The 11,997-nt window shown below is 53.6% G+C and carries 10 protein-coding genes; 3 read left to right on the top strand and 7 right to left on the bottom strand.

Going from position 1 to position 11,997, the window contains the following annotated elements; translation table 11 throughout:
- Complete coding sequence (locus ABR39_RS21275) at positions 1–1,653, bottom strand: MFS transporter (protein WP_047348604.1); 1,653 nt, start codon at positions 1,651–1,653, stop codon at positions 1–3.
- A gap of 157 nt (positions 1,654–1,810) precedes the next feature.
- Positions 1,811–3,130 (bottom strand): MFS transporter, encoded by a 1,320-nt coding sequence (locus ABR39_RS21270; RefSeq protein WP_047348603.1) that lies wholly within the window; start codon positions 3,128–3,130, stop codon positions 1,811–1,813.
- 392 nt (positions 3,131–3,522) lie between these two features.
- Here ABR39_RS21270 and ABR39_RS21265 point away from each other — a divergent pair, with 392 nt between their 5' ends.
- Positions 3,523–4,314 (top strand): YdcF family protein, encoded by a 792-nt coding sequence (locus ABR39_RS21265; RefSeq protein WP_047348602.1) that lies wholly within the window; start codon positions 3,523–3,525, stop codon positions 4,312–4,314.
- Positions 4,315–4,378: 64 nt separating this feature from the next.
- Here the strand turns inward: ABR39_RS21265 and ABR39_RS21260 are convergent, their stop codons facing one another.
- The 3 genes from ABR39_RS21260 to gap all read right to left on the bottom strand — a co-directional run bounded on the left by ABR39_RS21260 (position 4,379) and on the right by gap (position 7,282).
- Entirely contained in the window at positions 4,379–5,041 is a 663-nt protein-coding gene (locus ABR39_RS21260) for a DUF1120 domain-containing protein (RefSeq protein ID WP_047348601.1), read from the bottom strand.
- A gap of 315 nt (positions 5,042–5,356) precedes the next feature.
- Positions 5,357–6,019, bottom strand: coding sequence for a DUF1120 domain-containing protein (locus ABR39_RS21255; protein WP_047348600.1), 663 nt, complete (start codon positions 6,017–6,019; stop codon positions 5,357–5,359).
- A 261-nt stretch (positions 6,020–6,280) separates the two neighbouring features.
- Positions 6,281–7,282, bottom strand: coding sequence for a type I glyceraldehyde-3-phosphate dehydrogenase (gene gap, locus ABR39_RS21250; RefSeq protein ID WP_047348599.1), 1,002 nt, complete (start codon positions 7,280–7,282; stop codon positions 6,281–6,283).
- A gap of 190 nt (positions 7,283–7,472) precedes the next feature.
- On the opposite strand from gap, the gene cybB reads away from it, so the two are divergent.
- Positions 7,473–8,003 (top strand): cytochrome b561, encoded by a 531-nt coding sequence (gene cybB / locus ABR39_RS21245; RefSeq protein ID WP_047348598.1) that lies wholly within the window; start codon positions 7,473–7,475, stop codon positions 8,001–8,003.
- 74 nt (positions 8,004–8,077) lie between these two features.
- Here the strand turns inward: cybB and ABR39_RS21240 are convergent, their stop codons facing one another.
- Together ABR39_RS21240 and ABR39_RS21235 are read right to left on the bottom strand one after the other, a co-directional pair.
- Positions 8,078–9,145 (bottom strand): oxidoreductase, encoded by a 1,068-nt coding sequence (locus ABR39_RS21240; protein ID WP_047348597.1) that lies wholly within the window; start codon positions 9,143–9,145, stop codon positions 8,078–8,080.
- 13 nt (positions 9,146–9,158) lie between these two features.
- Positions 9,159–9,902, bottom strand: coding sequence for a DeoR/GlpR family DNA-binding transcription regulator (locus ABR39_RS21235; RefSeq protein WP_047348596.1), 744 nt, complete (start codon positions 9,900–9,902; stop codon positions 9,159–9,161).
- Between the two features lie 742 nt (positions 9,903–10,644).
- Between ABR39_RS21235 and ABR39_RS21230 the strand changes: the two genes are divergently transcribed.
- Positions 10,645–11,982, top strand: coding sequence for a TolC family outer membrane protein (locus tag ABR39_RS21230; protein ID WP_047348595.1), 1,338 nt, complete (start codon positions 10,645–10,647; stop codon positions 11,980–11,982).
- Positions 11,983–11,997 lie beyond the last annotated feature (15 nt).

Here is an 11,997-nt window from a genome sequence, read left to right as displayed (position 1 = left end):
TTATTTGTTGCCGGTGGCGTTCTTCAGCGCCATACGGGCAGTGATGCGCAGGCGCAGCAAGCGCCATAAAATCCAGACCAGCGTGGCGGCAGCGATACTCGCCGTCAGAAGATAAGTATCGTTGTAAGCCAGAATATTCGCCTCCAGCGCGGTGACCGTTTGCAGCTGGGTTATCGCCTGGGTGCCCAGCAGCGCGCTGTCGCCAATCAGACTTTTGTACATCTGGGTATAAAGCTGAATCCGCTCGTTGACCAGCGGATTCAGCGTGGTGAGCTGGTCCGCCAGCAGGCTGGAGTGGTACTTCTCGCGCCAGGTCTGGAAGGTGCCGAGGATAGCGGAGCCCAGCAGGCCGCCGAGGTTCTGGCTCATGCCAAACATCACCGAGAAGCTGACCAGGTTGCGCGGGTCGGCGATCACCCCGCCAATGGCGGCAAGCATCGCGGGCGCCAGGAAGAAGGCGCTGCCGAAGCCCAGCAGGAACTGGCTTAGCATCAGCTGATCCGGCCGGGTCAGGTTATTGGACTGGCTGTCGAGCAGCGAGGCAACAATCATCAGCGCCAGCGAGGTAATTATCGGCCACGCCAGCTTCGTCGGCTTGATGGTCAGACAGCTGGTGACGATCCCGCAGACGATACCGGCGAAAATGGACCACGCCAGATGCGTCATCTGTTCGTTCTGTAACCCGACGTACTGCAGCCAGCCGATGACGCCGGTGTTTTGCTCGGCGAGCACGATACGGATCAGCAGCATGATCAGCCCCAGACGAACGATACTGCCGCTCGACAGCCAGCGGGTGTTCAGCAGCGGGTTGGTGCGGTTATGTTCAAAGACGATGGCAGACACAATTAACACCAGCGATAGCGCCAGAGACCAGCCGATCCACGGCGCCTCGAACCACCAGTCAAGACGGCCTAAAGAGAGCACTGCGCAGAGCAGGGCCATACCGGGGGCCATTAAAAAGAAGGTGATAAAGTCTTTTTTCTCAAAGACCTTGCGTCGGTCGCCAGGTGGCAGCTTTAAGGCTATCACGCAGGCCAGGGAGATCAGCGCCAGCCCCAGTTCGAAGAAATAGAGCCCGCGCCACTCGTCGAGCTGCAGCAGTTCGGTTGAAAAAAGGCGGGCCAGAGGAATGGCGAGCGACGACCCGGTAATGCCAATGGTCAGCGCCTTCAGGCGATGCTTCGCAGGCCAGGCCTGGATCTGATAGTAAATCCCCAGCGAGCTGAGCGCGGCGGCCACCATCCCGTGCGCGGCGCGAACCATCAGCGCCGAGCTCAAGTCGTTAACAAACAGGTGGAAAAAGGTGACCAGCACGTACAGCACCAGAAAACCTTCCGTGAAGGCGCGCAGACCGTACTGCTGGCGGAATTTAACCAGCAGCAAGTTAATGGATATGTTGGTCATAACATAGACCGCCGGCAGCCAGGCGATCTCCGTAGACCAGGCGCCGAAGGTCCCCTGCAAATTTTGCAGGTTGGCGGTGACCACCGCATTTCCCAGGGCTCCCGTCAGGCATACCAGTAGGCCCACGATGCCGTAGGCTATCCGTTTGGGTGTGCTGTGCTCCGGCGTGGAAGGCGAACCCAGCAGGGCGGGTTTCTCGTGTGGCTGCCACTCGCGAGGAGCATAAGGATCGCGTTCGGGCAGGCGCATAACGTTGTTTACCTTTGAAAAAATTAAAGAATTAACGGGCACGCGATTCTACGTCTGCCGCAAATCATAATTCAAGTGAATATGATTTATGCATGTTAATCAAATGTTGAGAGGACGCTTGAACAAAAAGAGCGGCCCGGGAAGGGCCGCTGAAAGGTCAGATGTGGTCAGGTTGTGCCTGAACATCAGGCGTTCGCTTCACGCGGCTGGCGCAGAAAATGGCGACCAGCGAGATTACGACTGTCACCGCCAGATACCAGGCTACCGGCACCCAGTCGCCGTCGTATTTCGCCAGCAGACCGGTGGCGATCAGCGGGGCGGTTCCGCCTGCCAGCGCGGCTCCCAGCTGATACCCGAGGGTGATGCCGGTGTAGCGCACGTTGGCACTGAAAATTTCAGAGCACAGAGTGCCGAGTACCGCCGTTACCGGCGCCCAGAGTACGCCAAACGCGATGACGGTGGCGAGGACAATGCCCCAGGTCGTGCCGGTATTGAGCAGCATAAACCACGGGACGATAAACAAGCCGAGCACGAAGACGCTAACCGCATACATGCGCTGACGACCTATTTTATCGGAGAGCAGCCCCATCAACGGGATCATAATGGTGGCAACCAGCGCGCCCAGGGTCACGGCTTCCAGCGCCTGCGATTTCTGGTACGTCAGCGTGGTGGTGGCATAGCTCACCACAAACGTCGAGAAGATATAGAACGGGGCAGTTTCGACGACCTTCAGACCGGCGGCAATCAGCACCTCGCGCCAGTGGTGTTTCAGGGTATCGCGCAGGGGCGCTTTCGCCACCTGGCCCGATTGTTTTACTTTCTGGAAATCAGGCGTCTCGTCGATGTCCTTACGGATCCACAGCCCGATCAAGACCAGAATTGAGCTGAGCAGGAACGGGATGCGCCACCCCCAGGAGAGAAAATCTTCCTCACTGAACAGCGTCATCAGCGAGACGATAAAGGTCGCCATCAGCATACCGATGGTCACGCCCGCCTGCGGAATGCTGCCGAAAAAGCCTTTACGTTTTTCGGGCGCGTATTCATACGCCAGCAGCAGTGCGCCGCCCCATTCTCCGCCAATGCCCATGCCCTGAATGATGCGCATCAGGATCAGCAGGGCGGGTGCCCACATGCCAATCATCTCATAGGTGGGGAGCAGTCCAATCATGACGGTTGCACCGCCCATTAACGACAACGTCAGCACCAGCGTTTTTTTGCGCCCGATACGGTCCCCGATGTGGGCGAAGAGGACCCCGCCAATAGGGCGGATAAAAAAGGTGAGCGAGAACGAAAGATAAGAGAGGATCAGCCCAATAACCGGGTCGACCATCGGGAAAAAAATCTTGTTAAACACCAGCGCGGCGGCGGTGCCATAGAGAAAATAGTCAAACCATTCAATGGAACTGCCGGTGAGGCTGGCAATTAATACCTTTTTGTTTTTGCGTAAAACCGTCGTTGTACTTTCATGTTGTGTCATGACCTTAAGCTCCGCCACAGAGAGGATGAACGCGGTGTCACCTGGCGCGCTTCAGGTGCAACCCGCAGTAATAAAAAGGTTGTGAAATTGTTAAGCAACTTAGGGTTGGATAGGGCATTTGGCAAGCAAGGCGGGGGCTGAACTGGTCAGATCACGGTGAAATTAGCAGCGACTGGTGCTTTGGCATGCGGTTTGACTGGCATGATGTTTTGTATGTCGGATAATCAAAAGCATAACATGCAGGTGCAACCCAATTGTTTTTGGATGTTTCTGGTTATTTCAATAAAATGCCAGAAAATGCAGAGTGACAGGCGTTTGGGCTTCAGGAATGATCCCCTGTTCAGCCTTGACGCGTGCAGTACTCTGAACGTAAACGCAGTAAGGAGGTAACGATGACGCTGGCACTTTTTCCTTCTCTGCCCGAGTTGACGCTGAATGCCGTCAACACCGTAGGCACGTGGCTTGCGCAGGACGATCGCCGCAGTCAGCCTGTTGATGCCGTGATCCTGGCAGGGAATGCGATCATCCCTACAATCGATGCCGCCTGTAAGATAGCGGCCGAACAGGCTGTCCCGCTGCTGATAAGCGGCGGTATCGGGCACTCCACTACCTTCCTTTATGCCGCCGTCGCGCAACACCCGCGCTATAACGCGCTGCCCACCACAGGACGGTCCGAGGCGGCAATCCTCGCCGATATCGCACGTGAGTTCTGGAATATTCCGGCAGACAAAATTCTGATAGACGATCAGTCAACGAACTGCGGCGAGAACGCCCGGTTTAGCTGGCACATGATGAAGCAAAAGGGTCTGAACGCCGGGCGCGTCCTCGTGGTTCAGGACCCGACAATGCAGCGCCGCACGATGGCGACCTTCGCCCGCGAGTGCCGGGATGAAGCCGTTTCACCGGAATGGATTAGTCATCCCGGCGTGACGCCTGTGCTGCAAAACAGTGAAGACGGGCTGGCGTTTACCGGCAATAGCGAAGGGCTCTGGCCGGTAGAACGTTATTTGTCATTGCTGCTGGGAGAACTGCCGCGTCTGCGGGACGACGCGAACGGCTACGGCCCGGTGGGACGAGACTTTATTGCGCACGTGACGTTTCCTGAGGAGGTTGACGCGGCATGGCGCATCTTACGAAATGACGCCACGTTGACTGATGCCCTCGCGAGCCGCTCATTGATGTGAGTAATGGCGCAAAAATACCGGGCCAGCGTTAGCCGCTGACCCGGTATGAATAAAGCGTAAACGATTACAGATAAACCAGCGTCAGGGTGTTCTGGCCATCCAGTGCGGTATCGTCAGTGACGGCAAGCGTGGTGGTATCACGGATCACCAGGTTAGTGTTGAAATTAAATGTCGCGTTGGTGATGGCCAGCGGGGTTGTAGTGCCGGTCGTCGCAAAAGCGATGGTCTGGAATGCATCACTGCGAGGGATACCGGTTTTTTTCCAGCTGGTTGACGGCCAGTCGTGGTTGTTGGCGATGGAATCGACGGTTTTGCCATCCGCAGTGATATCGGTCATCCACATGCCGTAGTTACCGATTTTCACGCCGTCCGTCGTTTTGCCGACACCATAGGTATAGTATTTCACCGTCTGGTTGGCGTTCCCTGCAATATCCACCGGCAGCTGCGGATTGCTGTCGCCACGGTTATCCGTCACTGTGAAGCCCAGTTTGGTGGCCGCAGTACAGTTAATGGACACTGGGATCTGCTTCTGACCGATTATGTTATTGGTGGTTGCAGATAATTCACCGAGACGAATATAGCCGTAATCAATCACGCCGCCGTTACCTAACTCTGCCGTACATGCAGAGTTAGTGAGGGTACCCTTGACTTTCATTACGGCGGTAGAGTCAGCAAAAGCAGATGTGCTGGCGAGGGCTACAGCGGTAGCCAGAAGAATTTTTTTCATCGTTGTTCCTTAACGAGCTATTACATGGAGTTTTTAATCATCAATACCATCAGCCTGACAACAGCCATTAATGTGTCGGCTGAAAACTGGAGGCGATATAATATTTTTTGAAACATCCGCTGGATATTTATTAATTTTAAAAATAGTATGTAGAAGAACTTATTTAATTCACTGAAAAGGATGTATTGATGGTGGATATTTGGTATGTGAATATATTAGTGGGGTCAGGTAGAAACAATTAATAAATGAATATCAATAGGAAGGAATAAAAAAGGCCGGATAACTCACGTTACCCGGCATGTACAGGGTCATTAATTAAAGATACACCAGCGTCATGGTTGCCTGTCCGTCCAGGGCGGTGTCATCAGTGATGGCCAGGGTAGTGGTATCTCTGATGATCAGGTTAGTGTTGAAATTAAAGGTGGCATTGGTGATAGCCAGCGGCGTTGTGGTGCCGGTATCCGCAAAAGCGATGGTCTGGAACGCATCGCTGCGTGGAATGCCGGTTTTTTTCCAGCTGGTTGAAGCCCAGTCGTGGTTGTTCGCGATTGAATCCACGGTTTTGCCATCTGCCGCAACATCCGTCATCCACATGCCGTAGTTACCGATTTTTACTCCTTCCGTCGTGTTGCCTACACCGTAGGTATAATATTTAACCGACTGGTTAAGATTGCCTCCGATATCAACCGGAAGCTGCGCATTGCTGTCGCCGCGGTTATCCGAAATGGTAAAGCCCACTTTGGTGGCTGCAGAACAGGTAATGGTCACCGGGATCTGCTTTTGCCCAAGTTTGTTATTCGATGTCGCGGATAATTCGCCGAGACGAATATAGCCGTAATCGATAACGCCGCCGTTCCCCATCTCTGCCGTACAGGCTGAGTTGGTCAATGTTCCATGCACTTTAAGAACAGCAGTGGGTTCAGCAAAAGCAGATGCGCTGGCGAGTGCTACCAGGGTAGCCAGAATGACTTTTTTCATCGTTGTTCCTTAACGAGTTTGATTCAAATATTAAATGTTTAATGGCAATAAGCCGTAAAAGATTGTCAAACAGGGCGCTGATAATCTGAAACGCATAATAGGGCGGAATGTGATGGTTGAAAATTTATATAATTTAAAGGCATCTTTAAGATTATTTTAAGGAAGATCTTAATATTTTAAGGAAATAATCAGAAATGTATTTTCGTTGCAAATACTACTGCGCAAAAAACAGGCGGATGACGAACGCCATCCGCACAAGCACTACAGGCTGGCGTATTTATCCAGCGTTCTGACCAGCTGCGTCACGAAGCCATACTCGTTGTCGTACCAGGCAACGGCCTTCACCAGCTGCAGCTCGCCAGCTTCGCTGACCTCCGTCTGCGTGGCGTCAAACACCGAACCATAATGCGAGCCAATAACATCCGACGACACGATCTCCTCATCGGTATACCCAAAGGATTTATTGCCCTGGGTCGCTTTTTTCAACGCGGCATTGATCTCCTCAACGGTCACTTTCTTGCCGAGAATCGCCACCAGCTCGGTCACCGAACCAGTTTTCACCGGCACGCGCTGCGCGTGGCCTTTCAGCTTGCCGCTGAGGGCCGGGATCACCAGGCCAATGGCTTTTGCGGCACCCGTGGTGTGGGGAATGATGTTCTCTGCCGCCGCGCGCGAGGCACGAAGATCTTTCCCGCGAGGCCCATCCACCAGCGCCTGCGTACCGGTGTAGGCGTGAATGGTGGTCATGGTACCGACTTTAATTTCAAAGGCGTCGTGCAGGGCTTTTGCCAGCGGGGCGAGGCAGTTGGTGGTGCAGGAGGCGACGGAGATGATGGTGTCACTGGCGTCAATGGTGTCGTCGTTCACGTTAAACACAATGGTTTTCATCTCACCCGCAGGCGCGGAGATCAGCACTTTTTTGGCACCCGCGTCCAGATGCGCTCTGGATTTCTCTTCAGAGGTATAAAAACCGGTGCATTCAACGACGATATCCACGCCTGCGGTTTTCCACGGAATATGTTTGGCCTCTTTTTCGGCGTATACCGCGATCGTTTTGCCATCCACAATCAGCGCGTCTTCGGTGAAATCCACGCTCCACGGGAAGCCACCGTAGTTTGAGTCATGCCTGAGCAGATAGGCCAGCACTTTGGGCGAGGTGAGGTCGTTGATGGCGACGACGGTATTGCTGTCCTGGGTTTCAAGAAGGCGACGAAGCACAAGGCGTCCGATGCGTCCAAATCCGTTAATGCCAATTTTACTCATGGTGTTCTCCTGTAAACGTGTCGATGCGACAGTTTGAACTCATCCAGGCTTAGACCATGACGGGCAGGGCGGCAATTGAAGATGCTTCATGCGGGGGGGAAGTATTTGAAAAACCATACAGAAAAGTTAATGAATTTTTAAGGAAAGGGGATTATGTTGGCGCGATAACTGTTTCTAATCGGAAAATGACATGCGCACTAAATATACAAGCCTGCAAATCGGCATCCACTGGCTGGTGTTTCTGTTAATCATCGTCGCCTACTGCGCCATGGAGTTCAAAGGCTTCTTCCCGCGCACCGCCCGTCCGACGATCAATATGATCCACGTCTCCTGCGGTATCAGTATCCTGGTGCTGATGGTGACGCGTCTGCTGGTTCGTCTGAAATTCCGCGCGCCGCCGATTCAACCGAAGCCTAAAGCCATGGTAACGGGTATGTCGCATCTGGGGCATCTGGTGGTGTATCTGCTGTTTATTGCGCTGCCGCTGATTGGCATTGTGATGATGTACAACCGGGGCAGCGACTGGTTTGCTTTTGGCCTGGTGATGCCGCATGCGGCGGAGTCCAATTTTGACCTGGTGGATACGCTAAAAGAGTGGCATGAAACGCTGGCGAACCTGGGCTATTTTGTGATTGGCCTGCACGCGGCGGCGGCGCTGATGCATCACTACTTCTGGAAAGATAATACCCTCCTGCGCATGATGCCGAAAAAGCGTCAGTAGTCTTTAACTTTTGCCGGATGGCGCAGCAGAGCCGTTTGTAGGCCGGGTAAGCGCAGCACCACCCGGCTTGTTTTTTAACGCACCAGAGCACGCTCTTCAGCCGTTAACGCCAGCGTCTGCGTTGTCCCGGTCTCCGACGATTTCACCGCAGCTTCCAGCACGGCCATCACCGCTAATGCCCCAACAGGGTGGACAGGATTCGTGATTTCCCCACGTAACGCATCACGCACGTTGAAGTAATACTGGCGCTGATCCCCTTTCGGCGTGGTAATCGTCTGCGGCTCGCCGTCAGCCCCATAGAACACCATACTGTCGCTGTCTTCGCCCCAGGCTTCACTGCCGGGAATGACGCCTGAGAGCAGCTGCGCTTCCTGCTGATCGATTCTGGCCTTCACCACGCTGCCCTTGTCCCCGTGGACGGTAAAGCGTGCGGTACCGCCAGCCACCAGCATGCTCGCGTGAAGAATAACCTTGTGCTCCGGGTAGTTTAAGACCACGTGCGCCCAGTCGTTAATTTCCGCGCCGTCGCGCAGCGTTGCAATATTCCCCTGCACCGACTGCGGCAGGCCAAAGAGCTGCAGCGTCTGGTCGATCAGGTGAGGGCCGAGGTCAAACCACAGGCCGCTCCCCGGAACGTTCTGCTCGCGCCAGCGCACGCGCACTTCCGGGCGGAAGCGGTCAATATGCGACTCCAGGTGTTTAATCTTGCCGATCGTGCCTTGCTCGATTATCTGCTTAATGCCGAGGAAATCGCTGTCCCAGCGGCGGTTGTGGAAGACGGAAAGAAGAAGCTGCTTTTCTTCCGCCAGCGCGATCAGGTCGCGGGCTTCCTGCATGTCGAGGGTAAAAGGCTTATCCACGACCACGTGTTTACCTGAGTTAAGAGCAAGCGTCGCCAGCGGGGCGTGCGTGGCGTTGGGGGAGGCGATCACCACCAGATCGATATCAGGATGCTGAATGGCCTCTTTCGGGGTCGCCACCACCTGTACGTCAGGCAGGTCGCGTTTAACCTTCTCTTCATCCCGGGAAGAGACGACGGCCAGCTTAAGTCCGTCCACGGACTGGAGCAGCGGAGCATGGAAGGTTTTACCCACAAATCCATACCCGATCAGCGCAACGTTGATTGTTTGAACTTTACTCATGACCTTCTCCACGTTATTGCGCGCATACCGTGACCTGCAATGCGCTATGGTCCCCAAGCTCGGGCCAGGGACGATCTAAAAAGAGTTGATGAAGGGTGGATAACCCGGAAACCAGATAAGGTTCGCAGCGGTTGACCTTCAGATGGTCGGCGACAATCCAGCGCTCACGGCTGGCAGCGAGCATTGCGCGTTTAACCTCGGCGTCCGCTTCTTTACCGGCACTCAAACCGAGCTCGGCATGAATGGCGCACGCCCCGAGAATAGCGATATCTGCCCGATACCGGGACAGCAGCGACAGGGTGGCGCTTCCGGCAAACAGGCGCTGCTTTTGGTCCCATTTCCCGCCGAGCAGGATCAGCTCAATATCTTCCCGGTCGCTAAAATGCTGGGCGATATCCAGGGAAGGGGTAATGACGGTAAGCGGCCCCTTAAGAAAGGTGGCGACCGCCATCACCGTGCTTCCGGCATCCAGAAACAGGGTAGAGCCCGGTGGAACCTGCTGCGCGACCTGTTTTCCTAAACGCTGTTTGGCATCCGGCAGCAGCGTATTGCGGCCCTGACGATTCATGGCGGAGAGGTTGAGTGCGATGGCCCCGCCGTGGTTCTTCTGTGCCAGGCCCTGGTTTTCCAGGTCGGTGAGATCCCGACGGATGGTATCCGCTGAAACCTGTAGCTTTTCTGCCAGTTCGGTGATGCTGGCCTGACCTTGCTCGCTGAGGATGTCAAGGACGTAGCGTTGACGTGCGGTTTTGTGCATGGGGCTGTAATCCTGCAAAATGTCGCAATAGTTTGCATAATACAGCATTTGGCCGCAGAAGGAAGCACAACACGACGTCAGAACAGGGCGTGCAGGGGAAATGTCCACTGAGTGATTATTGAAATTATATTGATCAAATATAATTAATGCGTTTTGGAATGTTAACCACGATGTTATTGTTATGTTTTTTTAAACTATTCGGGCTATATAACCATTATATCCACTAATTTTAGCATGTAATACCATGGTGAAATTTACTTTCGAATTTAAATTTTGCATTTTGTTTGTTTCGTGGGATTTAATGTCGTAAATGTGAGGCTAATTACGTAAGTTGACAGTTCTTTGAAAATCTTTGTGTCTGACCCGCATTGAAATTAACACAAATATGTACACCTGCCGATTTTGAAATTTAATTTAAATAACAATGACTTTATTTATTTTATTTGAAATGCATCTTAAGTGGATTTGTTCAGAAACCGCAGGATTTTTCTTATTTGTAACACCACATTAACATTGTGGGTGTAGTTGCCTATACCACATTTTGTTATGCTGCAAACCAGTTTAAAAAGTAAGTCAATTCCTAAATTCATATAGGGCTTCAGCTGATTCTCATTTCCTGTGGAAATGGGCAGGGGGAGCTTATATCTGAAATTCGACGCGGGAGATAAAAAAGATATTTGTCTGATTATCTGTACCTCTTTTGGGTAACGTGTTTGAGCATCACTCAGAGTAAAGAGATAAAATGACTATATTGCGACATTATATGTTGATCAGATTTCCGACTGCACTGGCGTTAATTTCTCTGGCGATGAATATGGCTACCGCCAATATCGGTCAGTCTGGCTTTGCTCCGGTTTCCTCGATTACGTTAAAGGAAAGTATTCTTTTCGCCATCGATCGCGACCCGTCTGTGAGTCAACAGGCTGCCCGGCTGGGAATAGGTCAGGCACAAATAGATGAAGCACGCAGTGGCTGGATGCCGCAAATATCCTTAAACGGCAGTACGGGCCACAGTCAGACAACAGATTCCAGCGGATCGCTGCGAAATTCAGCGGCCTGGGGGTTGAGCCTGACGCAGCTGGTCTACGATTTTGGCAAGACCAACAACAGCATTAGCCAGTCTACGGCTCAGCGTGATAGCTACCGTTTCCAGCTAATGAGCACGCTCTCTGATGTGGCGGAGAAAACGGCCCTCAGCTACGTGGAAGTGAAACGCTATAGCGATCTGCTACAGGCGGCGAAAGAGAACGTTCAGGCGCTGAAAGACGTTGAGCAGCTGGCCACGCTCCGCGCGGATGCAGGCGTGAGCTCCACCTCTGATGAGCTCCAGACCCGCACGCGTATCGCTGGAATGCAGGCAACGGTCGCGCAATATAACGCCGCACTCAACAGCGCCCGCGCCAGGCTTGCGGTGTTGACCGGTATGCAGGCTGACAGGTACGCCCCGGTGCCGGAGACGCTTGCCGTCGAACAAGATTCGCTCAATCGCATCGATTATGCCGCGATTCCGGCGGTGATGGCGGCGCAGAACATGGAGCGCTCGGCGCAGTATGGTGTGGAAACGGCCAAATCTCAGCACTGGCCGACGCTAAGCCTGAAAGGGGGACGTACCCGCTATGAGTCGGACAACCGGTCATACTGGGACGACCAGATACAGCTCAATATTGACGCGCCGCTGTATCAGGGAGGCGCGGTGTCCGCGCGCGTGCGGCAGGCCGAAGGGGCGCGGGCCATGGCATCATCTCAGGTCGACCAGGCGCGATTTGATGTTTTGCAAAAAGCCTCCGTTGCGCAGGCCGACTGGGTGGGCGCGCGCGGGAGAATGGAAGCCGGCACGTTACAGCTTGAAAATGCGTTACGCGCCCGCGCTGTCTATAAAAAAGAATATACCCTGAGCAAGCGGAGCATTAACGATCTGCTCAGCGTTGAGCAGGATGTATGGCAAGCCACCTCAGCGAAAATAATGGCTGAATATGATGGCTGGAGCTCGGCGATTAATTACGCATCTGCGATAGATAATCTTATGCCGCTTATTGGAATTGAAAAAAGCGCCGCCGAGAAATTGCCCGATTTGAGTTAAAAAAAGACGCGCCTT

The sequence above is a fragment of the Enterobacter genomosp. O genome (genome assembly GCF_001022965.1).
Taxonomy (GTDB): Bacteria; Pseudomonadota; Gammaproteobacteria; order Enterobacterales; family Enterobacteriaceae; genus Enterobacter; species Enterobacter cloacae_L.
Note: the sequence above shows the minus strand (reverse complement) of the source record. Positions and strands in the feature narration are given on the sequence as shown.